General features: G+C 71.9%; 20 protein-coding genes. 12 read left to right on the forward strand and 8 right to left on the reverse strand.

Translation table 11 applies throughout. The features are described from left to right. Positions 1-83: 83 nt before the first annotated feature. Together ACO03V_RS00480 and ACO03V_RS00485 are read right to left on the reverse strand one after the other, a co-directional pair. Positions 84-3,647 (reverse strand): glycoside hydrolase, encoded by a 3,564-nt coding sequence (locus ACO03V_RS00480; protein WP_423136192.1) that lies wholly within the window; start codon positions 3,645-3,647, stop codon positions 84-86. Positions 3,648-3,777: 130 nt separating this feature from the next. Continuing rightward, positions 3,778-4,758, reverse strand: coding sequence for a LacI family DNA-binding transcriptional regulator (locus ACO03V_RS00485; RefSeq protein WP_367733683.1), 981 nt, complete (start codon positions 4,756-4,758; stop codon positions 3,778-3,780). A 172-nt stretch (positions 4,759-4,930) separates the two neighbouring features. Here ACO03V_RS00485 and ACO03V_RS00490 point away from each other — a divergent pair, with 172 nt between their 5' ends. The 6 genes from ACO03V_RS00490 to ACO03V_RS00515 all read left to right on the forward strand — a co-directional run bounded on the left by ACO03V_RS00490 (position 4,931) and on the right by ACO03V_RS00515 (position 12,298). Continuing rightward, a complete protein-coding gene (locus tag ACO03V_RS00490; RefSeq protein WP_423136193.1) occupies positions 4,931-5,854 on the forward strand; it encodes a carbohydrate ABC transporter permease in 924 nt (307 codons plus the stop codon). Further along, a complete protein-coding gene (locus tag ACO03V_RS00495) occupies positions 5,851-6,798 on the forward strand; it encodes a carbohydrate ABC transporter permease (protein ID WP_414685862.1) in 948 nt (315 codons plus the stop codon). The genes ACO03V_RS00490 and ACO03V_RS00495 overlap by 4 nt, the downstream gene beginning before the upstream one ends. Positions 6,799-6,893: 95 nt before the next feature. After that, positions 6,894-8,243: an ABC transporter substrate-binding protein gene (locus ACO03V_RS00500; RefSeq protein ID WP_367732852.1), complete on the forward strand. Its 1,350-nt coding sequence runs from the start codon at positions 6,894-6,896 to the stop codon at positions 8,241-8,243. Between the two features lie 105 nt (positions 8,244-8,348). Continuing rightward, positions 8,349-9,866, forward strand: a complete 1,518-nt coding sequence (locus tag ACO03V_RS00505) for an alpha-N-arabinofuranosidase (RefSeq protein WP_423136194.1) — start codon at positions 8,349-8,351, stop codon at positions 9,864-9,866. A gap of 36 nt (positions 9,867-9,902) precedes the next feature. Continuing rightward, the gene (locus tag ACO03V_RS00510) at positions 9,903-11,627 is read left to right on the forward strand and encodes a glycoside hydrolase family 35 protein (RefSeq protein WP_423136195.1); all 1,725 of its coding nucleotides are present in this window, start codon (positions 9,903-9,905) and stop codon (positions 11,625-11,627) included. A 230-nt stretch (positions 11,628-11,857) separates the two neighbouring features. Then, positions 11,858-12,298, forward strand: coding sequence for a cupin domain-containing protein (locus ACO03V_RS00515; RefSeq protein ID WP_367732839.1), 441 nt, complete (start codon positions 11,858-11,860; stop codon positions 12,296-12,298). A 342-nt stretch (positions 12,299-12,640) separates the two neighbouring features. Here the strand turns inward: ACO03V_RS00515 and ACO03V_RS00520 are convergent, their stop codons facing one another. After that, positions 12,641-13,951 (reverse strand): MFS transporter, encoded by a 1,311-nt coding sequence (locus tag ACO03V_RS00520; RefSeq protein WP_423136196.1) that lies wholly within the window; start codon positions 13,949-13,951, stop codon positions 12,641-12,643. 69 nt (positions 13,952-14,020) lie between these two features. Here ACO03V_RS00520 and ACO03V_RS00525 point away from each other — a divergent pair, with 69 nt between their 5' ends. Further along, on the forward strand, positions 14,021-14,602 hold the full coding sequence (locus tag ACO03V_RS00525) for a TetR/AcrR family transcriptional regulator (RefSeq protein WP_423136197.1): 582 nt from the start codon (positions 14,021-14,023) through the stop codon (positions 14,600-14,602). An 82-nt stretch (positions 14,603-14,684) separates the two neighbouring features. Here the strand turns inward: ACO03V_RS00525 and ACO03V_RS00530 are convergent, their stop codons facing one another. Beyond that, a complete protein-coding gene (locus tag ACO03V_RS00530) occupies positions 14,685-15,650 on the reverse strand; it encodes a LacI family DNA-binding transcriptional regulator (RefSeq protein WP_423136198.1) in 966 nt (321 codons plus the stop codon). 50 nt (positions 15,651-15,700) lie between these two features. On the opposite strand from ACO03V_RS00530, the gene galT reads away from it, so the two are divergent. Both galT and galK read left to right on the forward strand, forming a co-directional pair. After that, positions 15,701-16,876 (forward strand): galactose-1-phosphate uridylyltransferase, encoded by a 1,176-nt coding sequence (gene galT, locus ACO03V_RS00535; RefSeq protein WP_423136199.1) that lies wholly within the window; start codon positions 15,701-15,703, stop codon positions 16,874-16,876. Then, complete coding sequence (galK, locus tag ACO03V_RS00540) at positions 16,873-18,036, forward strand: galactokinase (RefSeq protein WP_423136200.1); 1,164 nt, start codon at positions 16,873-16,875, stop codon at positions 18,034-18,036. Before galT ends, galK begins: the two co-directional genes overlap by 4 nt. A gap of 88 nt (positions 18,037-18,124) precedes the next feature. Here the strand turns inward: galK and ACO03V_RS00545 are convergent, their stop codons facing one another. After that, positions 18,125-18,553 carry a Sec-independent protein translocase TatB gene (locus tag ACO03V_RS00545; protein WP_423136201.1) on the reverse strand — a complete coding sequence of 143 codons (429 nt, stop codon included), beginning with the start codon at positions 18,551-18,553 and terminating at the stop codon, positions 18,125-18,127. Further along, on the reverse strand, positions 18,553-19,395 hold the full coding sequence (locus tag ACO03V_RS00550) for a hypothetical protein (RefSeq protein WP_423136202.1): 843 nt from the start codon (positions 19,393-19,395) through the stop codon (positions 18,553-18,555). The genes ACO03V_RS00545 and ACO03V_RS00550 overlap by 1 nt, the downstream gene beginning before the upstream one ends. 171 nt (positions 19,396-19,566) lie before the next feature. Here ACO03V_RS00550 and tatA point away from each other — a divergent pair, with 171 nt between their 5' ends. The 3 genes from tatA to ACO03V_RS00565 are packed head-to-tail and all read left to right on the forward strand — an operon-like array spanning position 19,567 to position 21,724. Then, positions 19,567-19,866, forward strand: coding sequence for a twin-arginine translocase TatA/TatE family subunit (gene tatA, locus ACO03V_RS00555; protein ID WP_367732812.1), 300 nt, complete (start codon positions 19,567-19,569; stop codon positions 19,864-19,866). Beyond that, positions 19,863-20,657 carry a twin-arginine translocase subunit TatC gene (gene tatC / locus ACO03V_RS00560; protein WP_367732805.1) on the forward strand — a complete coding sequence of 265 codons (795 nt, stop codon included), beginning with the start codon at positions 19,863-19,865 and terminating at the stop codon, positions 20,655-20,657. Before tatA ends, tatC begins: the two co-directional genes overlap by 4 nt. Then, entirely contained in the window at positions 20,654-21,724 is a 1,071-nt protein-coding gene (locus tag ACO03V_RS00565; RefSeq protein WP_423136203.1) for a glycosyltransferase, read from the forward strand. Before tatC ends, ACO03V_RS00565 begins: the two co-directional genes overlap by 4 nt. Positions 21,725-21,808: 84 nt before the next feature. Here the strand turns inward: ACO03V_RS00565 and ACO03V_RS00570 are convergent, their stop codons facing one another. Both ACO03V_RS00570 and ACO03V_RS00575 read right to left on the reverse strand, forming a co-directional pair. Continuing rightward, on the reverse strand, positions 21,809-22,630 hold the full coding sequence (locus ACO03V_RS00570) for a hypothetical protein (RefSeq protein ID WP_423136204.1): 822 nt from the start codon (positions 22,628-22,630) through the stop codon (positions 21,809-21,811). Between the two features lie 2 nt (positions 22,631-22,632). Next, positions 22,633-23,892, reverse strand: a complete 1,260-nt coding sequence (locus ACO03V_RS00575; protein ID WP_423136205.1) for a glycosyltransferase family 4 protein — start codon at positions 23,890-23,892, stop codon at positions 22,633-22,635. Positions 23,893-23,913: the final 21 nt, after the last annotated feature.

Below are 23,913 nucleotides of genomic sequence, written 5' to 3' on the forward strand. Positions count from 1 at the left end.
GAGGGATGCCACGGCGTCCCGCACCCGCCACCGGACATGCCGGGAGGGGCGGCGACCACGTCGCCGCCCCTCCCGTCCTTCCGTCAGCGGCAGGTCGCCGCCGGCACCGCGACCGTGGTCGTCGACGGCGTGCCGCCGACGGTCGCGGTGATCGTCGCGGTCCCCGCGGGGACGGACGCCTGCCGGGTGGTGAACGACGAGGAGACGCGGGCGCCGGGCTCCAGCGCACCGAGGCTCTTGACGCCGTACCGGGTCTCGACCTTCACGTCGGCGCGGGTCGTGCCGGTGTTCTGCACCGTCGTCACGACGACCGCCTTGCCCGCGACGCAGCGGGTCGCGGCCGTGCCGGTCACCGTGGCCGCGGGGGTGCGGGTCACGGTCACCGTGTACGTGCGCTCCGTGCCGTCGGGCGCGGTCACCCGCACCGTGCCGACGCCGGCCGCATCGGCGGGCTGGACGATCCGGACGACGGCGTCCTGGTCCACCGCCTGCGCGTTCAGGACGGGCCAGACGTCGCCCGCCGAGGTGACGGCGTAGTCGGTGCGCGCCGGGTCGAAGCCCTCCACCGCCGACGGGCCGACCGTCAGCCGCGCGAGGTCGGCGATGCCGGCCGGCGACGGCGCCGACGCGAGGATCTCGACCTCGGACACGACCATGTACGACCCGGACTTCGCGTTCAGCACGACGCGCACCTCGTCGGCGGTCGCGCCGTTCAGCGCCACCTCCACCTTGGGCGCGCCCGTCGCGGGCGTCGGGACCGTCTGCAGCGCGCCCTGGACCCAGGTGCCGCCCGCCGTGCGGTGGTCGACGCGCAGGGTGTCGGCCCAGCTCGCACGGCCGTCGCGGTAGAACTGCACGGAGACGCGCTGCAGCGTCTCGGTGCCGGCCAGGGCGTACGTCAGCGTGTCCTGGGCGTTCGAGCCGTTGGAGCGCCAGTTCGACCAGCCCTTGTCACCGGTCTGGCCGTTGATGGTGCGCTCGACCGGGTAGCCGCTCTCCGTGAAGGTCGCGGACGGACGGGACTGCGGAGCGACGTTGCGCTCGACGGCCGCGGTGACGATGACGGTCAGCCGGGCCGGGAGCTGCTCGCCGCTCGGCCCGGTCGCGGTGCCGTTCACGACGACGGTGCCCGTCTTCGCGAATGCGGCGTCGGTCACGTCGCCCCAGGCCCAGACCACGTCGGTCCAGAAGCCGGCGCCGTCGGCGCGCACCTCGGCCTGCACCGAGCCCGGGGCGGCCGCCTTCACCGCCGCGAGGGAGGTTCCCGTCGCGACGGTCATCGAGAGGGGGCGTGCCGCGGTGTAGGCGCCGATCTCGACGGTCGCGGTCGCCTCGACGGTCGCGCCGAAGACGTCCGTGCCGGTTCCGCGGACGGTGACGGTGCCCGCCTTCGACCAGTCCTTGCCGTCCAGCTGCCAGGTGACGGGGACCGAGCGGAGGGTCGCCCCGGCGTAGCGCGCGGTGACCTCGGCGGGCAGGCTGGGCGCCTTCCCGACCGGCGTGCTCACCGTGACCGGCTCGACGCCGAGGACGGCGGTTCCCGACAGGCGCCACGACTGGTTGCCCCCGCCGTTCGAGGTCCAGAGCCCCACGCGGGCGTCGGGCTGCGTGCTCGCGCCGTTGACGTCCAGCACCCGCTCCGCTCCGACGCTCAGGACCGAGAACGCCGTGCCGTCGGTGGTGGATGCCATCCACTGCAGGTTCCGATCGGCCGCGGCGGCCGCCGGGTCGGAGTCGACGAGGGTCGTGCCCCCGTTCGTCACGGCGAGGTACTGCCCCGCCGCGTTCTCGAGGGTGAAACGGTGACGGTTGGTGCCCGCGCCGCTGAGGGTGCGCACGGTCCACGTCTGCGTCGCGGCCGCGCCGGCGGTGGTGGCGGCCGGACGGATGGCGAGCGAGGAGCCGCCGTCCAGGACGAGTCCGCTCTGCACGCCGGTGAGCTGCACCGCCTGGCCGTCGCGGAACGCGGCCGCGCGGTCGGCCACGCCGGACACCCCGTCGATGACGAAGGTCGTCACGGAGCGGGCCGGCACGGTGAGCAGCGCCGTCTTCGTGGCCGGGTTCACGGTCACGGCCGTCCCCTGCCGCAGAGCGTTGGCGGTCGGGTCGGCGAGGGTGGACTGCGTGGTCACGATGGGGGTGACGGTGGCCCCGGGCGCCACGGTCCCGAAGTCGTTGAGGTCGATCTCGACGGTGTGCTCGGCCGTCTCGCTGTTCACGTGCACGACGGTCGCGCCGGTGCCGTCGGCGTCGATGGCCGCGGTCGACTGGTCATCGGAGCTGGCGACCAGGCGGTCCCCCGGCTCGATGTAGTGGGTGAAGTTGCGGACCGTGTTGAACTTCTCGTTCGTGAGCACCTTGCAGCTCGGGTCGGCGTCGCCGTCGCGCAGCCGCCGCTCCGAGTTCCCGTCGGCGTTGCAGTCGAAGTCGATGAAGACGCTGCCCCAGTTGAGCTTCTCGACCTTCTCCATGTTGTAGAGGTCCTCGACGGGCTGCCAGAACACCCACGCGTCGGGCTCGAGCTCGCGCAGGTCGTCGACGATGTGCTCGGCCATGCCGAGCCCGTTGCCGATGTCGACGGGGTTGAAGCCCGTCCCGGGGGTCCAGTTGCCCTCGACCTCGCTCATCCAGAGCGGCTTGTCCGCGGCCTTGGCGATGTCGCGCACCACCGGTCGGCCGCTCGTGCCGTAGGTGTGGACGTTGAGCTGCTCGACGGCGTTCTTCGCCTCGGGCGACCAGGTGTTCCAGTTCGTCGCGAAGAGGCCGGGGTTCGTCTCGTCCATCGCGGAGATGACCGCGTCGGTCTGCGTGTCGGGGTCGGCCAGGCGGGCGGCGAGCACCTTGATCATCTCGTCCTGCCGCTGCGGCCCGATGTGCGCGCCCTCCTGGCGGCTCGCGCTCGTGGGCCAGGTCTGGCCGGCGGGGATGTTCGTCGACCAGTAGTTCGTGTTGGGCTCGTTGAACGGATCGATCGTGTCGAACGAGATGCCGTGCTCCTTCTCGAGCTCGTCGACGACGGTGGTCAGGTACCCCGCGAACTTCTCCATGTCGGCGGTGGCCAGCTGCTCGCTCGTGGCGTTGTTGATCCCGCCCGAGACGAAGCCGCTCTGGGTGAGGAAGTAGGGCGGCGAGTTACTGAAGGCCTCCCAGTGGGTGACCTTGTCCTTCAGCGCGTCGATCCACCAGCGCTGCGCCTCGTCCGCCGTGAAGTCGTAATGGGTCGGGTCGTCCGGGTTCCACGCCGCCTTGTACCGCTCGCGGTCCGCGTAGGTCGACGTGATGGCGCCCTGGGCGTCCGTGGCGGGCAGCTCGGGGTTCCAGAATCCCGGCACCGCGCCGCCGGGACGCAGGTAGGGCGGGACGTCGGTGGCGTTGCCGCCGCCGATGTTGTAGCGGGCGATGTTGAGGTTGAGACCCTCCTCGCCGAACACCGCGTCGAACAGCTGCTGCCGCACGTCGGCGGGATAGCCGCCGGTCGCGTTGGCGAACCAGACGAGGCTCGTCCCCCATCCCTCGAACGGCTCCGACGCCGTCGCGGGGTTGGGGGCGATGCGCACGGGCGGCGTGGCCGCCGCGCTGCTTTCCGGGGGCGACACGAAGGTCGCGGCCGTGACGGCACCGGCGGTGAGCGCCACCGCACAGGTCATGGCCAACAGTCGAGCTGACTTCATCGTCATTCCGATCCGGCCGCTCCGATGCGGCCTCAGGGGGATGTTGACGTCAACATGCGACGTCGAGCACAGCCTACGCGGCGGATGTGAGCGCGCACAAGAGGGGTCAGCGCGGCCCGGAGCTCGCCCGGACCACGAGCGACGTCGGCACGAGGGTGCGCTCGTGCGCTCCTCCGCCGCCCTCGATGTCGGCGATGAGGGCGCTCATCGCCTCCTCGCCCACGCGTTCGAAGCGCTGCCGCACGGTGGTCAGCGGCGGCCAGAAGTTGGATGCCTCCGGCATGTCGTCGAAGCCGACGACGCTCACGTCGCCGGGCACGGCCCGACCTGCCTCGTGCAGGGCCCGGATCACCCCGAGCGCCATCTGGTCGTTCGCCGCGAAGACGGCCGTCACCGCCGGGTCCGCGGCGAGCGCGGTGCCGATGCGGTGCCCGGACTCCGCGGTCCAGTCGCCGATCTGCACCTCGGGCACACGGCATCCGCGTTCCTCCAGCGCCGCGCGCCAGGCGTCGCGCCGGCGCTCGGCGGCAAAGGACTCCGGCGGGCCGGACAGGTGCCAGACCGTTTCGTGACCGAGGTCGAGCAGATGCTCGGTGGCCAGGCGCGCGCCCTGGGCCTGGTCGTTGTCGACGACCGCGTACGGGTAGTCGGCGCTGGAATCGACGACGACCACGGGCAGCCCCGTCGGCAGCGACAGCTCGTTCTCGCCCAGGCGGTGGGTCTCGATGAGGATCGCGATGCCGTCCACCGCGTGCTCGCGCAGCCGCGAGAAGGCGCCCGACACATCGGACTGCGTCGCCGAGCGGACCGTGATGAGGGTGATGGAGTACCCGGATGCCGCGGCGACCGAGGCCAGCGCGTCGAGGGTGCGCGTGTTGCCGTACGAGCCGAGCGAGAACATGATGACGCCGATGCTGCGGAACCGCCCCGAGCGCAGCGCGCGGGCCGCGCTGTTGGGCCGGTAGCCGAGCGTCTCCATGGCGTCGAGCACGCGCTGCCGGGTCTCGGGGTCGACGTTCGTGCGGCCGTTGGCGACGCGCGACACCGTCTGTCCGGACACGCCGGCGGCCGCGGCCACGTCGGCCATGGACGCGTCGCGGCGCCTGCCGCGCGTCGACACCGCGGTCGACACCGTCGTCGTCTCGCTCACGTCTACCTCCAGGGATGTTGACGTTGACATGGTAGCGGTCCCGGGTTATGTTTACGTCAACATTCCGTCGACCCGGACGGAATGCGCATCACTGAAGAGGCACTGGACGATGACGACCACCGCGGCACCCCCTCCCGCCCTGCGCACCCCACCGCGCCGACGGCGCCGGCGCATCGAGGAGCGGGGCTGGCTCTTCGTCGCTCCTTTCGCGATCGTCTTCACCCTCGTGTTCCTCGCGCCGCTCGCCTACTCGCTCTACCTGAGCCTGTTCCGCGACCAGCTCATCGGCGGCAACGCCTTCGTCGGCTTCGACAACTACCTCACCGCCTTCGCGGACCCGAAGTTCTGGGAGGGCTTCGGCCGCGTCGGGATCTTCCTCGTCGTGCAGGTCCCGATCATGCTCGTCCTGGCCCTCGCCGCCGCCCTGGCGATCGACAGCGCACGCCTGCACGCCGCCGGCTTCTACCGCGTGGTGATCTTCCTGCCCTATGCGGTGCCCGCGGTCGTCGCGGTCCTCATGTGGGGCTACATCTACGGCGACCAGTTCGGCCTCGCCGGCAACCTGAACAGCCTCCTCGGGTCCGACGTCGTCCAGCCCTTCGTCCCCGAATGGATGCTGGTCTCGATCGGCAACATCGTCACGTGGCAGTTCGTGGGCTACAACATGCTCATCTTCTACTCGTCGCTGAAGACCATCCCGAGCGACCTCTACGAGGCGGCATCCATCGACGGTGCGGGCGCGTGGCGCACGATCTTCTCGATCAAGATCCCCGCGGTACGCGGCGCCATCGTCATCGCCACGATCTTCTCGATCATCGGCAGCTTCCAGCTGTTCAACGAGCCGAACATCCTGAAGCCCCTCGCGCCGAACACGATCTCGACGTTCTTCACGCCGAACATGTACGCCTACAACCTCTCCTTCGCCGGACAGCAGTACAACTACGCGGCCACCATCGCGATCATCATGGGCGTCATCACCGCCGTCATCGCCTACGTCGTGCAGCTGCGCGGCTCACGTCAGGAGGCGCGATGACCACCGCGACCGCACCCCGCACCGACACCGTCGCCGTCACCACCGGTCGCCGCTCCCCCCGCACCGGAGGCCGGCCCTCGTTCGCCCGCACCTCCCCCTCGCAGGGACGCAAGTCGCTCGTCCTCAGCATCGTGATGGGCCTGTACCTGCTCTACACGCTGGTCCCGCTGTTCTGGCTCGTGATCAACGCCACGAAGACGCAGCCCGACCTGTTCTCGTCGTTCGGGCTGTGGTTCGGCGACAGCTTCGCGCTCGGCGACAACATCGTCCAGACGCTGACCTACCGCGACGGGATCTTCGTCCGCTGGCTCGGCAACACGCTGCTCTACGTCGTCGTCGGCGCGGGCGGGGCGACGCTGCTGGCCACCCTCGCCGGCTACGGCCTCGCCAAGTACAACTTCAAGGGACGCAAGGCCGTCTTCGCCGTCGTGCTGGGCGCGATCGCCGTGCCCGGCACCGCCCTCGCCGTGCCCACGTTCCTGCTCTTCAGCCAGCTGGGCCTCACCAACACCCCGTGGGCGATCATCATCCCCTCCCTCATCAGCCCGTTCGGCCTCTACCTGATCTGGGTCTACGCGACCGACGCGATCCCCACCGAGCTCCTCGAGGCCGCGCGCATGGACGGGGCGGGCGAGTTCCGCACCTTCTTCACCATCTCGATCCGGCTGCTCATGCCCGGCATCGTGACCGTCCTGCTGTTCGCCGTCGTGGCCACCTGGAACAACTACTTCCTGCCGCTCATCATGCTGAGCGACCCGGCCTGGTACCCCCTGACGGTCGGTCTCAACCAGTGGAACGCCCAGGCCACGGGCGTCGGCGCCCAGCCGATCTACAACCTCGTGATCACGGGAGCCCTCCTGTCGATCATCCCCATCGTCGCCGCATTCCTCGTACTCCAGCGCTTCTGGCAGTCGGGTCTGAGCGCCGGAAGCGTCAAGCAGTGACCGCGCCCCGAAGCGCCGGTCGCCGCTGACGCACACCCCACCAGCACCGGAGCGCCCTGCTCCGGACTCCAAAACAACGAAGTGAAGGAATCCCGATGACATTCATGCGCAAGGGCACCGCCGTCCGGCGGGCCGCGTTCGCCGTCGCCGCCACCGCGCTCGCGGCCGGCTCGCTCGTCGCCTGCTCCTCCGGCAACGCCGGAGGCGGCAACGGCGGCAGCGCGGAGGACATCGAGGCGGCTCTCGAGCAGGGCGGCGAGATCACGTACTGGTCGTGGACGCCCTCCGCCGAGGCGCAGGTCGCCGCGTTCGAGAAGGCCTACCCCAACGTGAACGTGAACCTGGTCAACGCCGGCACGAACACCGAGGAGTACACCAAGCTGCAGAACGCCATCAAGGCGGGATCGGGCGCTCCCGACGTCGTGCAGATCGAGTACTACGCGTTCCCCCAGTTCGCCCTTTCGGACTCGCTGCTCGACCTCGCCCCCTACGGCTTCGGCGAGCTCGAGGACGACTACAGCCCCGGCACCTGGGGCGCGGTCGACTTCGACGGCGCGATCTACGGCCTCCCCCAGGACTCGGGCCCGATGGCCCTGTTCTACAACAAGGAGGTCTTCGACCAGTACGGCATCGCCGTGCCCACCACGTGGGACGAGTACGTCGCCGCGGCCGAGAAGCTCCACGCGGCCGACCCCACCAAGTACATCACCGCCGACACCGGCGACTCCGGCTTCACCACCAGCATGATCTGGCAGGCCGGCGGACAGCCCTTCCAGGCCTCGGGCACCGACGTCACGATCGACCTGCAGGACGAGGGCTCGCAGAAGTTCGCCGACAACTGGAACCGCCTCATCGAGGGCGGTCTGCTGTCGGACACCCCCAGCTGGTCGGACGAGTGGTTCAAGGGCCTCGGTGACGGTTCGATCGCCTCGCTCGTGATCGGCGCCTGGATGCCGGGCGTGCTCGAGAGCTCCGTCGCCGACGGCGCCGGCAAGTGGGCCGTCGCGCCCATCCCGACGTACGACGGCGAGCCGGTGACGGCGGAGAACGGCGGCGGCGGTCAGGCCGTGACCAAGCAGAGCCAGAACCCGGCGCTGGCCGCCGGCTTCCTCAAGTGGCTGAACAACGACGAGGAGAGCCTGCAGATCTTCGCCGAGTCCGGCGGCTTCCCCTCCACCACCGCGCAGCTGAGCGACCCCGCCTTCGTCGACGCCGAGAACGAGTACTTCGGCGGCCAGAAGATCAACCAGGTGCTCACCGAGGCGTCCAGCCAGGTGCGCGAGGGCTGGAACTACCTGCCGTTCCAGGTCTACGCCAACAGCATCTACAGCGACACCGTGGGTCAGGCCTACGCGAACGGCAGCGACATGAACGCCGGTCTCGAGGCGTGGCAGGAGCAGCTGGTCCAGTACGGCAACGACCAGGGCTTCAGCGTCAACAAGTAAGTCCGGACACGGGGGCGGGTCGCATCGTTCGCGAGCGGCCCGCCCCCGCTCCATCCGCGCCGCCGTCCCGAGGCGCGCGCGCCCCATCCCTCCCAGGAGAGACGAATGACCTCCCCCACCCGCATCTCGGTCGATCGCACCGCCCTCGGCGCCGAGGTCCCCCGTCGCCTGTTCGGCACGTTCGTCGAGCACATGGGCCGCTGCGTCTACGACGGCATCCATTCGCCGGATCACGCGACGGCGGACGGCGCGGGCTTCCGGGCCGACGTGCAGGAGCTCGTCCGCGAGCTCGGGGCGACCGTCGTGCGCTACCCCGGCGGGAACTTCGTCTCCGGCTACCGCTGGGAGGACGGCGTCGGGCCAAGCGCGGAGCGTCCGGTGCGCCTGGATGCCGCCTGGCACAGCACCGAGACCAACGAGGTGGGCCTGCACGAGTTCGCCGACTGGGCGGATGCCGCGGGCCTCGAGGTCATGGAGGCGGTCAACCTCGGCACGCGCGGCGTGGCCGAGGCCGCCGACCTGCTCGAGTACGCCAACCACCCCTCCGGCACCGCGCTCAGCGACCGCCGCCGCACGAACGGCCGCGAGGAGCCGTTCGGGATCCGGCTGTGGTGCCTCGGCAACGAGATGGACGGTCCGTGGCAGATCGGCCACAAGACCGCCGACGAGTACGGCCGTCTCGCCGCCGAGTCGGCGCGCATGATGCGCTTCCTCGACCCGTCGGTCGAGCTGGTGGCCGCGGGCAGCTCGAACCACGAGATGCCGACCTTCGGAGAGTGGGAGCGCACCGTGCTCCGGCACACCGCGGGCCTCGTCGACCACATCTCCGTGCACGCCTACTACGAGGAGGACCCGTCCGACGCGGCGAGCTTCCTCGCCAGCGGCGTCGCCCTCGACCGGTACATCGGCGAGGTCGCCGACATCATCGACGAGGTCGGGGCGACCGGCCCGGACGGCCGTGCGATCGGCATCAGCGTCGACGAGTGGAACGTCTGGAACCAGACCCGCTGGAACGAGGTGGACAAGCCCCGGGTCTTCACCGGTGACTGGCCGATCGCACCGCGCCTGATCGAGGACGACTACACCGTCACCGACGCCGTCGTCGTCGGGTCCCTCCTCATCACCCTCATCCGGCGGTCCGACCGGGTCTCGATGGCGAACCTGGCGCAGCTCGTGAACGTCATCGCCCCCATCCGCACGGAGCCGGGCGGTGGCGCGGCCTGGCGGCAGACCACCTTCCACCCGTTCGCGCTCACCGCGGCCGCGGCGACGGGCCGCGTCGTCCACCCCCGGGTCGACGGAGCGACGATCGACACGGCCCGGCACGGCGCCGTGGACGCGGTCGACGCCGTCGCGACCGTGGACGGCGACGCCGTGACCGTCCTCCTCGCTCACCGCGAGCTCGACGCCGCCACCGACGTCGAGCTCGACCTGGGCGCCGTGACCGACGTCGAGGCCGTCGTCCTCACCATCCCCGACGGCGGCGACCGGCACACGACGAACGCGGCCGGCGCGGAGCGCGTCGCGCCCGTCGCGCTCTCCGTCGAGGTCGGCGCCGACGGCATCCTCCGCTTCCCCCTCCCCCCGCTCGCCTGGGTGCGCCTGCGCGCCCGCCTGCGCTGAACGCCCCCGCGCGGAACCCCCGACCCGAAAGACACCGTGACCACCTTCACCATCGGCGACACCGACTTCCTGCTCGACGGACGGCCGTACCAGGTCATCTCCGGCACGCTGCACTACTTCCGCATCCACCCCGAGCACTGGCGCGACCGCATCCGCAAGGCGAAGGCGATGGGCCTGAACACCATCGAGACCTACGTCGCCTGGAACGCCCACGAGCCGGTCCGGGGCGACTGGGATGCCACCGGGTGGAACGACCTCGGACGCTTCCTCGACCTCATCGCCGACGAGGGCCTGCACGCGATCGTGCGCCCCGGCCCCTATATCTGCGCGGAATGGCACAACGGCGGGCTGCCGGTCTGGCTCACCTCGACGCCGGGCATCGGCATCCGCCGGTCGGAGCCGCAGTTCCTCGCCGCCGTGTCGGAGTACCTCCGCCGCGTGTACGAGATCGTCGCGCCCCGGCAGATCGACCGCGGCGGCAACGTCGTGCTCGTGCAGATCGAGAACGAGTACGGCGCCTACGGCTCCGACAAGGACTACCTCCGCGAGCTCGTGCGCGTGACGAAGGACGCCGGCATCACCGTGCCGCTGACCACCGTCGATCAGCCGATGCCGTGGATGCTCGAGGCCGGCAGCCTGCCCGAGCTCCACCTCACCGGCTCCTTCGGCTCGCGATCTGAGGAGCGTCTGGCGACCCTCCGCGAGCACCAGCCCACCGGTCCCCTGATGTGCTCGGAGTTCTGGGACGGCTGGTTCGACTGGTGGGGCAGCATCCACCACACGACCGACCCGGCGGCATCCGCCCACGACCTCGACGTCCTGCTCGCGGCCGGCGCCTCCGTCAACATCTACATGGTGCACGGCGGCACGAACTTCGGCACGACGAACGGCGCGAACGACAAGGGACGCTTCGACCCGATCGTCACGTCCTACGACTACGACGCCCCGCTGGACGAGTCCGGCCACCCCACCGCGAAGTACCACGCCTTCCGCGAGGTCATCGCGAAGTACGCGCCGGTCCCCGACGAGGCGCCCGCCTCCCGCCCCGACGCCCCGGCGTTCGAGGTGGCTCTGTCGGGCGAGGGCGAATGGATGCCGCCCGCCCACGACTCCGCCCCCGCCGACGCCCCCGCGACGTTCGAGCAGCTGGGTCACCTCGGGGCGCTGGTGCGTTACGACGTCGACCTGCCCGCGTTCGACGGCGACCGGGCGGTGCTCGCTTTCGACGAGGTGCGCGACATGGCGTGGGTCCATGTCGACGGCGCCTTCGTCGGGCGGCTGTCCCGCACCCTCCACGAGCGGGCGCTGGCCATCCCGGCCGGCGCCCGGCTGACCGTGCTGGTGGAGGACCAGGGCCGCGTCAACTATGCGGACCGCCTCGGCGAGCACAAGGGGCTGCACGGCGCGGCGACGCTCGACGGCCGCCCGCTCACCGGGTGGACCGCCACCCCGATCGACCTCGCGGCCGCCGCGGGCACCGGCGACGGCGCGGCCGGTCGCGCCCTCCTGCGCGGCTCGTTCGACCTCGACGCCCCGAGCGACCTGTTCCTCGACACCGACGCGTGGACCAAGGGTTTCGCCTTCGTCAACGGCTTCTTCCTCGGCCGGTACTGGCGGCAGGCGCCGCAGCGCACGCTGTACGTCCCCGCCCCGGCGACGAAGGCCGGCGCGAACGAGCTCGTGCTGCTCGAGCTGGAGCAGGCGCTGTCGCTGACGGCCCGGTTCGTGCCCGAGCCCGCGCTGGGGCAGCGCGAGGAGTAGGCCGTCGCGAGAACAGGCGTGTACGCCGAGAACAGGTCGATTCCGCGTGGATCGGCCTGTTCTCGTGGCATCCCCTGTCCTCGTCGCTCCCCCCTGCGCAGGCGCGTTCGAGAGGAGCAGGATGGAGGCATGACGATGGCTGCGTGGATCCGGTCGATCCCTCCCTCCGTGTGGGGGCGGGAGAGCGACGAGTGGCAGCCGTCGACTCCGACGACCGAAAGCGGGAACCGATGAGCGACTACGAGATCACCGAGATCGGCGGACTGGGCGACTGGCGCGACCATTTCGGGGGTTTCGCCCCGGCACGCTCCCGCGATGGGCGGCGCGTCGTCGATCAGGAGCTGACCATGCAGTTCATCGGGATGACGGCGAACGCCCTCCTGCCCGGCGAAGAGGCCGGCTATTGGCACACGCACACCCGGGTCGAGGAACTGTACGTCTTCCTGGAGGGGCGCGGACAGATGGGTCTCGACGACGACGTGGTCGACGTCGGTCCCGGCAGCGTCGTGCGGGTCGGACAGAACGTCTGGCGCACCTGGCGCGCGACCCCGGGCGGCGACAGCGAGCTGCGGTGGCTCTGCATTCGCGCGGGCGGCGAGGCGCTCTCGCCCGTGCCCGACGACGCCTCCCGCGACCCCGAGCGGCCGATGCCCTGGAGCGACGAGGCCTGACGGCGGCTTCGCCGCGGGCTCGCGATCTCGCGTGGTGGCGCGTGACGCGGTTGCGGTCGCCGTAGCCGGCGGCGAGCGCGCCGCACCGGCCGAGGCGAAGACGTCAGGCCGTCATCGCGACCTGGATGCGCCGGTCGAGGTCATCGAGCTCGGCCAGCAGTTCCGATGCGACCCAGACACGATCGCGTTTGCGTCCCGTGATCTCCCTGAGGAATCCGGCCCTGGTGAGGTGATCGATGGCCGAGTAGGCAGCGGGCCTCGGCGGGTGTCACACCGTGATTATCTGAGACGTTAATAAATAACAAGAGTCTTACTTCAGGTCGCACCGTGCGCAGAATCGGATCACGGCTGCAGAGTCGGACGCACTTCAGCATCTCGTCCGACTCCGCGGCCGTCATCCGATTCCGCCGACGCTCCGGGCCGCGACGGACTCGCGAAGCGCGCCTGCCCGATGACCACGGCCGCGGCGAGCATGAGCACCGCCCCCAGCACGTACGGCGACGCGTGGGCGATGTGGGCGTAGAGCAGCCCCGCCAGCAGCGGGGCGACGGCGCCGACCGCGGCGTTGACCGACTGCGCGGCCCCGGCGATCCACCCCTGCTCGTCGTCTCCGACGGCGGTGGACAGCAGCCCGTCCATCGTCGCGGTGGCCGCCCCCTGACCCGCGGCGAGCGTCAACGCCCCGACGGCGAAGAGCCACGGCTCCGCCAGAACGGAGGCGACAGCCGCCAGGGCGACGAGGCCGACGGCCTGCGTGACGATGCCGCTGACCACCACCCCGCGCTCCCCGATCCGGGGCAGTAGAAGACCGAGCAGCGCGCCCTGGATGACGATGTCGATCACGCCGACGCACGCGGTGAGCAGGCCGATGGCCGTCGGGGTGGCGCCGATGGCATCCAGTCCCAGGACGCTGAAGTTGTTGACGAAGAAGCCGAAGGGCAGGCCGACGAGCACGAGTCCGAGCATGAGCGCGCGCAGCTCGGGGCGGCGCAGCACGCCGCGGAAGACGGCGAAGGGGTGCACCTGCCGGAGGTCCAGGGACGCGATGCGCTTCTCCGGCGCAAGGCTCTCGGGGAGGAGGAAGATGCTCAGGACCGCCACCGTCGCCGCCAGAGCCGCCGTCACGAAGACCGGCAGGTCGAGGTCGATCGCGGCGAGCGTCCCGCCGAGGGCGGGACCGACCATCGTGCCGATGCCCGCGGTCGCGCCCAGGACGCCGAACCGTCGCGCACGCTTCTCGGGCGGGGTGATGTCGGCGAGGTAGGCGAAGAGCGCGGGCAGGTCTCCGGCCGTCACGCCCTGCACGACACGACCGAGGAGCAGCACCCAGAGGGCGCCGCCGAGCCCGAAGAGGACGAACCCGACGGCCGCGCCGAAGCCCGCCACGATGATGACCGGCCGACGGCCGAAGCGGTCCGAGAGACGTCCGAGGAAGGGCGCCATCAGGAAGGCGCACAGGGCGTTCACCGTCTCGAGGATGCCGACCCACACGGCCAGGTCGGCGGGGTTCGAGACGTAGCGGAGGACGACGAAGGGCAGCACCGGGAGGACGACGGTCATGCCCGCCGTCGTGAGCGTCGTGATGACGACGAGCATGATCCACGCGCGGCGCCCGTTCACTGCTGCGAGAGGAGGAATGGTGTGCGAAGTCATGCCGTAACTGTAGTCATACCAGTTTCGGTGTCAAGACAGTTTCGACATCGTGCCAGTAAGATGGTCGACATGAGCGAGACGATCGGGCGTCGGGAGCGCAAGAAGGCCGCGACGCGGAAGGCGATCTCGGACGCGGCGACGGCGCTCTTCCTCGAGCGCGGGTTCGACGAGGTGAGCATCCGGGAGGTCGCGGATGCCGCCGACGTCTCCCCCACCACCGTGTTCGCCCACTTCCCGCAGAAGGAGGCGCTGGTCTTCGACGAGGACGACGCCCAGCGCGACCTGCTCGTCGACGCGGTGCGCGATCGCGCACCCGGGACCACGGTGTCGCAGGCGCTGCGCGACCTCTACCGTCGCGAGCTCATCGGCCTCGCCTTCGACCCGGACGGCGAGCACCGGCGCCTCTTCATGCAGCTCATCGACTCGACCCCCGCCCTGCGGGAGTACGCCGGCCGCATGTGGCTCCGCCACGAGGACGCCCTCGCCGATGCCATCGCGGAGACGACCGGCCACGCGGAACCCGACGCCGAGATCCGGGTCTACGCGCGGATGGTCCTGCAGCTGCAGATCCTGGCGTTCGAGCACGACGACGCCGCAGCCACGATCGAGGCCGGGTTCCGCATCCTCGACCGCGGCTGGCACGAGGACTGAGCCCCTCGCAGAATCACAGATCCCGCCGCGGAGAGAGCGAAGAAGGGATGCCGCGGCGAGAGACGCGCGTGTCGACGGGCGGTCAGCGGCTCCCGCTGCTCGCGCGCACGACGAGCGACGTCGGCACCGACTCGGCGACGGGCGCACCCCCCTCGATCGCCGCGACGAGGGCGGCGACGGCACGGCCACCCAGCTCGTCGAAGTCCTGGCGCACCGTCGTGAGCGGCGGTCGGTACTGAGCGGCATCCACGATGTCGTCGAAGCCGACGACGGCGACATCCTCGGGCACGCGTCGACCGGCGTCGGTGAGGGCCCGCAGGACGCCAAGCGCCATCTGGTCGTTCGCGACGAAGAGCGCCGTGGCCCGGTCGAGGTCGTCGACGGCGGCGTATCCGGATGCCGACGTCCAATCGCCGCGCACGGGATCGGGCATCGCCGCCCCGGCGTCCGCCAGCGCCGCCCGCCATCCGCGCTCGCGCTCGGCCGCGGCGAAGGACCCCACCGGTCCGGCGAGGTGGTGCACGGTGTCGTGACCGAGGGACAGCAGATGCGCGACGGCCGCCCGCGCTCCGCCGGCATGGTCCGTCTGCACGATGGAGTACCGCGCGTCGGCCGGCGAGTCGACGACCACGAGGTGGAGGTCGGCGGGCGGGTCGACGTCGCGGGCGAGCTCGGTCGCCTCGTTGAGCACGACGGCCCCGTCCACTCCCTGCGAGCGCAGGCGGGCGAACGCGTCGCGGATGCCTCTCTCCCCGACGGTCACCACGGCGAGGGCGTAGTCGCGGGCCGCGGCCGCCTCGGAGATCGCCTGCAGCATGCGTGAGTTGCCGACGGAGGCGAGCGTCGAGACGACGAGGCCGATCGTGGAGGTCTGGCCGGTGCGCAGCGCACGAGCGGCGCGGTGCATGCGGTAGCCGAGGTCGCCCATGGCCTTCTCCACTCGGAGGCGCGTACCCGGGTCGACGCGGGGGCTGCCGTTCGCCACGCGGGAGACGGTCTGCGCCGAGACGCCCGCCCTCCGGGCCACATCGGCCATCGACACCGGCATCCCACCACCTCCATGTTGACGATAGCACGCGCGGGATGTAGCGTGTTATCGTGAACACGGAGACCTTCCCCGCCGTGACCCTCGGCAACGGTGTCGTCAAGCGCTCGACCCGCCTCGCCGACGGCCGCGAGCTGCTCTACTTCGACGACCCGGGCACCGCGCTCGGCGCCGAGCGCGCCGTCGACGCCCGCACCCTCGACCCGCGCCCGGCGACCGCGACCATGCGGCAGGACGTGCTGACCGGCGACTGGATCACCGTGGCATCCAATCGTCAGAACCGCGCCTTCCTCCCGCCGGCGCACCTCGATCCGCTGTCGCCGCAGACGCCGACGAACCCGTCCGAGATCCCCTCGCTCTACGACGTCGCCGTCTTCGAGAACAAATCGCCGTCGTTCGGACCGGCCCTGGATGCCGCCACCGCCGACGCACCCGCGGCCGACGACCCGCCGCGCAGCGCGGACGACCTCGAGCACCTCGGCCTCGGCCGCACCCGCACCTCGGTCGGACGCTGCGAGGTCGTGTGCTTCAGCCCGGCGCACGAGGGGTCGTTCGGCTCCCTCACCCGGACCCGCGCCCGCACCGTCATCGAGGCCTGGGCCGATCGCACCGCGGCGCTCTCGGCCCTCCCCGGCATCCGGCAGGTCTTCCCGTTCGAGAACCGCGGCCAGGAGATCGGCGTCACACTGCCCCACCCCCACGGCCAGATCTACGCCTACCCGTACGTCACCCCTCGCACCCACCGTCTGCTCGACACGCTCTCGCGCACGTCCGACGACCTGTTCGCGCGCATCCTCGAGGTCGAGAGCGCCGGGGAGCGCGTCGTGCTGCGCGGCGAGCACTGGACGGCCTTCGTCCCCTTCGCCGCCCGGTGGCCGATCGAGGTCCACGTCCTCCCCCACCGCCACGTTGCGGACCTGGCGGAGACGACGGATGCCGAACGCGACGAGCTCGCGCCCTTCTACCTGCGGCTGCTCCGCGGCATCGACGCGCTGTACGAGACCCCGACCCCGTACATCGCCGCGTGGCATCAGGCCCCGGTGGACCGCGCCCGCGACACCGTCCGCCTCAGCCTGCAGATCACGTCGCCCCGTCGCGCCGCCGACAAGCTGAAGTACCTCGCCGGATCCGAGGCCGCCATGGGCGCCTGGATCGGCGACGTCGCCCCCGAGTCGCAGGCCGAGCGCCTGCGCGCCGCCCTCGACACCGTTCCGGAGGTGACGGCATGACCGCCGTCGACGACGCCCGCGCCCTGCTCGCCAGCCTGACCGACGCCCCGCCGGCCGGGGTGTGGTCCGCCCCCGGACGGGCCAACCTCATCGGAGAGCACACCGACTACAACGAGGGCTTCGTGCTCCCCTTCGCCATCGCGCAGCGGACCGCCGCCGCGGTGTCCCTGCGCGACGACGACCTGATCCGCGTCCGGTCGACCTTCTCGTCGACCGGCGTCGACGTGTCGCTCGCCGACCTCGACGCGCGGATCGCCGCGGGCGGGCTGGACTGGGCGGGCTATCCGCTCGGCGTGGCGTGGGCGCTGCGCGCCGAGGCTCCGGATGCCACCCCTCGCGGCCTCGACATCGCCGTGGCCTCGGAGGTCCCCGTCGGCGCCGGGCTGTCGTCCTCCGCGGCGATCGAGGGCGCCGTCGCGTCGGCGCTGAACGACCTGTGGGACGCCGGGCTCGACAAGGTGGCCCTCGCCCGCGTCGGCCGCATCGCCGAGAACGACGCGGTCGGGGCACCGACGGGGATCATGGACCAGATGGCATCCATGCTCGGCGTCGGCGACGCGGCCACATTCCTCGACTGCCGCACGCTCGCGACCCGGCCCGTCGCCCTCGGCTTCGCCGAGGCGGGGCTGCAGATCCTGGTGATCGACACGCTCGTCGAGCACGCGCATTCCTCGGGCGGGTACCGCGAGCGCCGGGCGTCGTGCGAGAAGGGGGCCGCCGCCTTCGACGTCGCCGCGCTGCGCGACCTCGGCGTCGACGACCTGCCCCGTGCGGCGGAAATCCTCGACGACGTGACGTTCCGGCGCGTCCGGCACATCGTCACCGAGAATCAGCGCGTGCTCGACACCGTCGACGCCCTCGACGCGGACGGGCCCCGGGCGATCGGCGACCTCCTCACGGCGTCGCACGTGTCGATGCGCGACGACTTCGAGATCTCGGTGCCCGAGCTCGACCTCGCCGTCGAGACGGCACTGTCCTCCGGCGCGCTCGGCGCCCGGATGACCGGCGGCGGGTTCGGCGGCGCCGCCATCGCGCTTCTCGACAGCGGGCTCGTCCCGGTGGCCACCGAGGCCGTCCTCACCGCGTTCGCGGCAGCCGGGTTCCGCCGTCCGAGCATCTTCACGGTCACGCCGTCGGAGGGCGCGCGCCGCGACGTCTGAGGTCGCCCCACCGGGTCGGACCCGGGGTCGGGGGCGTCGCCTCGGCCGGCGCGGACCAGGCCGTTGGGGGCGGTTTTCACCTCGGCCCTCACCCGTTCAGGCGTGGCGGTTCACCCCTTTCGGCCTGTTCCCCCGTCGACGCGTCGGCGACCGGCGGCTGCGCCGTCCGCGCGCGGGCCGGCGGACGCTCCCCGAGCGGATCCAAGCGGACCCCGATCGTCGGTGCGGCCGAAGCTTCGGCCGGCTGTGCGGCGACGGGCGGTGCCGGCTCGCCGCCCTCGAGCGCGTCCCGGATGATGCGCCGAGGGTCCATCCGGCGCGGGTCGTACGACCGCCAGTCGGGCGCGAACTGGTCGAGCTCCCCCACCACCTGCGCCTTGCCGGCGCGATAGGCCTCCCGCGCGCGGCCGAGGAACTGCACCGCCGAGCGGCTCCAGCCCATGAGCCGCTCGGGACCCGCCACGAGTCCCACGAGCATCGCGACCAGCAGCAGCTTGTCCCATCCCATGTCGAACATCAGCGACGCCTCCCGTTCGCGGTGATCGTGCGACGGTATTCGCGCCGCGTCACCGGCGGCGGAGCCCCGGTGGCGCCGTCCCCCGGCTCGGCGCGGCTCGCCACGACCAGGGACGGTCCCGTTCCCCGGGCGTCGACGCCCGCGGCTCCGCTCCCCGCCAGAGCTCGCCGGAGCCCGCTCACGACGGCGCCCGTCCCTCCGGAGACGCCGCCCGGACCGCCGTCCGCGAGCCGGCCCGGCAACGCGTTCCCGGACGCCAGGATCGAGGACACCGCCTGCACGCTCTGGCGCTCGAACGCCTGCCAGACCGAGGGCGGACGCGAGACCGGGTCGACGATGCCGTCGTCGCCCTCGGCAACATGTCGGTCCTTCGTCCGCAGCGACGCGGCGGCCGCGACGAGGGAGGGCCAGTCCGTCGGCGAGAGTCGGGCTTCGCGGACGGCCTCGAGGAGGCGCCCGAACTCCCGCACCGTGAACACCGTCGAGACGAGGTCGGGACGCATCCGCAGGACCGCGCGGCGGTGACGCCGCTCCGCGCAGAGGATGACCGTCTGCCCCTCGAGGGCCGGTTCGACGAGACGCTCCGCCCGATGCGCGGAGAGGTCGAGGCCGTAGACGCGGGCGACCTCGAGCAGTTGCGCCTCGACCGAGGTCCCGAACCGCGCGGAGACGCCCGCGCTCGTGACGACGACCGGGCCCGCGGGCGTCGGGTGCAGGCGCGTGCGCAACAAGGCCGCGACGAACGGCGAACGGATGACGTTTGCCGTGCACACGACGAGGATGCGCGTGGTGGGTCCGCTGCGGATCGGCATGTACTCCCCCTTCGCCGTGGACTGCGGCATCGCGACAGTCAAGCCGCCGGCGTACACGAGGCCGGCGAGCGGTCGCGTTCCGAGACCGGGTGAATTTCCGGGGTCGGCCGGGCGATGTTCCCGGTGGATACGGGCGAAACCGGGAGCGAGTACTCGACCATGGACCCTTCGCACCCCACCGACCGGAGGTTTCCCGTGGGCATGTTCGGCAACGCATTCTCGGGATGGCATCTCATCCTCATCCTCGTTCTCGTCCTCCTCCTCTTCGGCGCGGCCAAGCTGCCGGCGCTGGCCAAGAGCGTCGGAGAGTCCGTGCGCATCATCAAGAAGGAGTCGCGCACCGCCAAGCAGGAGCAGGCGGAGGATGCCGCGGCCACGACCGCCGCCCCCGCGGCCGTCACCCCGGCACCCGCTGCCGCCCCGGCGACCGCTGCCCCGGCGCCGACCGCTCCCGCGGAGAGCGGCCACCGTCCCGAGTCGGGCAGCTCATCGCCGGCGTGACCCTCGCGCCGCGGCGTCGCTTCCTGGGCTCGGCCGGCCGGCCGAGCGACGGAGCGATGTCGCTCCGCGAGCACCTGCGCGAGTTCCGCACCCGCGCGATGATCTCCGCGATCGCCGTGCTGGTGACGGGGATCGTGGGCTTCCTCCTCTCGGACGTGATCATCCAGGCGGCGGCCGCGCCGCTGTCGGAACTCGACCTCGGCGACCACGCCGCCCTGAACTTCACGCGGGTCGGCGAGGCTTTCGACCTGCGGTTCAAGATCGCGCTCACGGCCGGGATCGTGCTGGCGACCCCGGTCTGGCTCTACCAGCTGTGGGCGTTCCTCGTCCCCGGCCTGACTCCGCGCGAACGCCGGGCCGGTGTCCTCTTCGTGGGCACCGCCGTGCCGCTGTTCGTCTCGGGGGCGGCGTTCGGGTGGTGGATCATGCCGCACATCGTCGTCATGCTCGCCGGCTTCGCGCCCGAGGGATCGACCACCCTGCTCAGCGCGACCCAGTACTACGACTTCCTGCTCAAGCTCGTCGTCGCCGTCGGGATCTCGTTCGTCTCACCGCTGGCGATCATCGCCCTCAACGCCGTCGGAGTGCTGTCCGCGCGGAGCATCGTCCGCGGGTGGCGCGCGGCGCTCGTCGTCATCATCATCTTCTCGGCCGCGGTGACGCCCGCCTCCGATCTCCTGAGCATGGGACTCGTCGCGCTCCCGCTGTGCCTGCTCTACGCCGCGTCGGCCGTCTGGACCACCCTGCACGACCGCCGCCTGGCGCGCCGCACGGCAGCTGCATCGGCATGACGTCCCCCCGGCCGCGTCGCGTCCTTCACGTCGTGGACCGCATCACGGGCGGCGTCCCCGTCGCGGTGCGCACGTACATCGCGCATTCGCCGCCGGACGTCGAGCACGTCGTAACGTCTCCCTTCGTCGACGGGGCGCCCGCGGCCGTCTGGCGCGCCGACGACGGCGCTGCCGCCACGTTCCTCGACTGGGACGTCCGCACACCCGCGCACGCCGCGACGGCGCTGCACCGTCTGCTGCGGCGCACCGACGCCGACGTCGTCCACGCCCACTCCAGCTTCCCCGGCGCGTTCGCCCGTCTCGTCCGCTCGCGCAGCGGACCGCGGCTGGTCTACACCCCGCACTGCTTCGGGTTCGCCCGCACGGACATCTCGCGCCCCGCCCGCCTCGCCTATCGACGCGTCGAGCGCCTCCTCGCCGGCCGGACCGACGTCCTCGCCGCCTGCGGCCCCGGCGAGGCGGCCACCGCACGGGCGCTCGGCAGCCGCGTCGGAACCGTCACGGTGATCCCGAACGTCGCCTCCCTCGTCCCGCTCCCCTCGCCGGGCGACCGCCGCCCCGGGCCGCTGCGCGTGGGCATGATGGGCCGCTGGTCCCCGCAGAAGGATCCCGCGTACTTCGCCGCGACCGTGGATCGCCTGCGCCAGGAGATCGGGACGGTGGATGCCACCTGGATCGGCGGTCCGCCCGACGACACCGCCGCGGGGATCGAGATCACCGGCTGGCTCGACGGCCCGGACGTCGGCTCCGCCCTCGCCTCTCTGGACGTGTACCTGCACACGGCGGCGTGGGAGGGCTTCCCGATCGCGTTGCTGGACGCCCACGCCGCCGGTCTCCCGATCCTGGCGCGGCGGATCGCCGCGCTCCCCTGCCTGCCGGCGCCGCTGACGATCGAGGACGGGCTGATCGACCTGGTCGGTGCCGTCCGGACGGACGACGTCGACGCCTGGCGCGCGCGCACGGTCGCCGCGTGGGACCACTACCTGGACGGCAACACCGTCGACGCGCAGCGCGCGGCCCTCGGGAGGGTCTGGGCGCCGACCGTCGATCTCTGGCCCCGCCGCTGACGTCGGCGGCATCCGGAATACGACCCGGGCGAGCGGGAGCGGACAGCCGGGCACCCATCGTCGGATGGGCACGCGGAGTCCGGGTCACTCGTATCCGAGCTCGCGCGCGATGGCGACCGGATCGGTCGCCTGACCGTACGTGTGCCGGGCCGGCACGTTACTGCGCACCCGGGCGCCCAGGCGCATCTTCCACAGCTTCCACGGCACCCGCTCCAGCGGGGCGATGAGCGTCGTCAGGGGCAGACGTGCGCGCCACTTGCGTCGCATGTACCGGTGGGCGAGGGCGTACCCGCCGCCCAGCGACGTGATCGGCTTCGCGTGGTGGACGATGCGCATCGGCAGCGCGTACGACGTCGCCCCCGCGCGCTTGGCGTTCTGGACGATGTCCACGCCGTAGAGGTGGAAGTGCGGCAGGGCGGTGTCGACGAACGGCAGCGCGCGGCGGGACAGCACGAGGAGGCACTCGTCGAGGCACTCGATCGGCGCGGGTCCGGCGATCGGGCGACCCACCACCATCCCGCGGTCGGTGCTCCATACCTCGCCCTTGTCCTGCAGCGCCGCGTCGCGTCCGATGGCGCCGACGACTCCCCAAGCGGGATCGGTCTCCTCGAGCTCGGCGAGCTGCCGGGCGAGGATGTCGAAGAACCCCGTCGGCAGGTAGACGTCCTGGTGCGCGTAGACGACGAAGGGCACGTCCATATTGGTGAGGGCATCGGCGATGACGGTCGGCGCGGAGCGGGCGTCCAGGACCGTCCGGAGGCGCACCGTGCCGTCGGCGATGTCGGGGGATGCCGCCAGGCAGCGCCGCAGCGTCTCCGGCTCGTTCACGGGGGAGACCACACCGAAGCTCTCGGGGGAATACGGGTTCACCTGTCGTCCTGTCGTCGCCGGGTCGGGGATGCTCACTCTCACACCGCCTCCGTCGACGGTTCCGCGACGGGGCACCCCGGTGCGGGCGGGTGAACCTCCTCCGCGAACAGGCGGGTCAGCGCGTCGCGGAACGCCTCGTCCGAGAACTCGCGCCGCGCCCAGTCCCGCGCGCGGTCGGCCACGGCCGTCGCGTCGTCGGGCGAGAGCGCCGCGTCGATGAGCCCTCGGGCGAAGGCCGCCGGCGTCTCCGCCTGCCGCCAGACGAGGGCCGGGTCGTCCGTGATGCCCTCGAGTCCGACGGCCGTCGAGACGACGGGGCACCCCTGGAGTATGGCGACGACCGTCTTGAACTTCACGCCGGCCCCCTGTCGCATCGGGATCGCGACCGCATCCGCGGCGAGATACTCCTCGTCGAGGCTGTCGAGGTAGCCGGTGACCGTGACGGTCTCGTCCCGCGCGGCGAGGCCGCGCATCTCCTCGGTCGGGTCGCCGCCCGCCAGGACGAGCCGGGCGTGGGGCAGACGGGCGACGACGCAGGGCCACACCTCCCGCGCGAGCCAGAGGGCCGCGTCGGCGTTGTCGCTGCGACGGAACCACCCGACCATGAGGACGCGGAACGTGGATGCCGCCCCCGCCCGCGGGGGCCGCTCCTCGATCCCGGCGGCAAGCGGAGGGCGGACAACCGTCACCACGTCGCTCCCCCGCCGCTGGAGAGCGCGGGCCTGAGCGGCATCCTTCTCGCTGAAGACCACGATGGCGTCGGCGCCGGCGACGGCCCGCCGTTCGACGGCGCGCACCGCGAGGTGCTTCAGGAGGCGCTGCGCGCGGAGGCCGAGGGATGCCGCGGTGTCCGCGAGCTGTCGGCGCGTCTGCTGCGTCATGACGTCGTGCAGCACGACGATGCGACGCGCGGTGCGGAACCCCCGGCGGGAGAGACACCGGGCGAGGGTCGCGGCCTGCGTCCACTGGTACTCCACGGCATCCGCGAGGGCGACCTGACCGCGGACCGCCGGGTCGCCCAGGATCGCCCGCCGCTCCCGAACCGTCACCACGGCGGGAACGATCCGCAGGAGCAGGCGCTCGGCGCGGGTCAGCGCGGAGAGGTCCCCGTCGCCGTACAGCAGCACGCCGTCGGGGGCGAGGGCCGCGGCGCGCTCGTTGTCGGCGGTGCGGGGCGCGACGATCGTCACGCGGTGGCCGAGGGACCGCAGGGCGGTGACGTGGCGCAGGTAGTACTCGCCGCCGGCGTGGGTGATGCCGGGGTGGGGCACGGAACGGGTGACGCTGACGATGTGCATGGGGTCTCTTCGAGGCGGGGA

The organism is Microbacterium sp. HMH0099 (assembly GCF_049384025.1).
In the GTDB taxonomy this organism is placed as follows: domain Bacteria; phylum Actinomycetota; class Actinomycetes; order Actinomycetales; family Microbacteriaceae; genus Microbacterium.

What these genes read in the sequence shown, in the direction of transcription:
- ACO03V_RS00480 (WP_423136192.1), bottom strand. Translation starts at nt 3,647, where the DNA reads ATGACCTGTGCGGTGGCGCTCACCGCCGGTGCCGTCACGGCCGCGACC.
- ACO03V_RS00485 (WP_367733683.1), bottom strand. Translation starts at nt 4,758, where the DNA reads ATGGCCGACGTGGCCGCGGCCGCCGGCGTGTCCGGACAGACGGTGTCG.
- ACO03V_RS00490 (WP_423136193.1), top strand. Translation starts at nt 4,931, where the DNA reads ATGACGACCACCGCGGCACCCCCTCCCGCCCTGCGCACCCCACCGCGC.
- ACO03V_RS00495 (WP_414685862.1), top strand. Translation starts at nt 5,851, where the DNA reads ATGACCACCGCGACCGCACCCCGCACCGACACCGTCGCCGTCACCACC.
- ACO03V_RS00500 (WP_367732852.1), top strand. Translation starts at nt 6,894, where the DNA reads ATGACATTCATGCGCAAGGGCACCGCCGTCCGGCGGGCCGCGTTCGCC.
- ACO03V_RS00505 (WP_423136194.1), top strand. Translation starts at nt 8,349, where the DNA reads ATGACCTCCCCCACCCGCATCTCGGTCGATCGCACCGCCCTCGGCGCC.
- ACO03V_RS00515 (WP_367732839.1), top strand. Translation starts at nt 11,858, where the DNA reads ATGAGCGACTACGAGATCACCGAGATCGGCGGACTGGGCGACTGGCGC.
- ACO03V_RS00520 (WP_423136196.1), bottom strand. Translation starts at nt 13,951, where the DNA reads ATGACTTCGCACACCATTCCTCCTCTCGCAGCAGTGAACGGGCGCCGC.
- ACO03V_RS00525 (WP_423136197.1), top strand. Translation starts at nt 14,021, where the DNA reads ATGAGCGAGACGATCGGGCGTCGGGAGCGCAAGAAGGCCGCGACGCGG.
- ACO03V_RS00530 (WP_423136198.1), bottom strand. Translation starts at nt 15,650, where the DNA reads ATGCCGGTGTCGATGGCCGATGTGGCCCGGAGGGCGGGCGTCTCGGCG.
- galK (WP_423136200.1), top strand. Translation starts at nt 16,873, where the DNA reads ATGACCGCCGTCGACGACGCCCGCGCCCTGCTCGCCAGCCTGACCGAC.
- ACO03V_RS00545 (WP_423136201.1), bottom strand. Translation starts at nt 18,553, where the DNA reads ATGTTCGACATGGGATGGGACAAGCTGCTGCTGGTCGCGATGCTCGTG.
- ACO03V_RS00550 (WP_423136202.1), bottom strand. Translation starts at nt 19,395, where the DNA reads ATGCCGCAGTCCACGGCGAAGGGGGAGTACATGCCGATCCGCAGCGGA.
- tatA (WP_367732812.1), top strand. Translation starts at nt 19,567, where the DNA reads ATGTTCGGCAACGCATTCTCGGGATGGCATCTCATCCTCATCCTCGTT.
- ACO03V_RS00565 (WP_423136203.1), top strand. Translation starts at nt 20,654, where the DNA reads ATGACGTCCCCCCGGCCGCGTCGCGTCCTTCACGTCGTGGACCGCATC.
- ACO03V_RS00575 (WP_423136205.1), bottom strand. Translation starts at nt 23,892, where the DNA reads ATGCACATCGTCAGCGTCACCCGTTCCGTGCCCCACCCCGGCATCACC.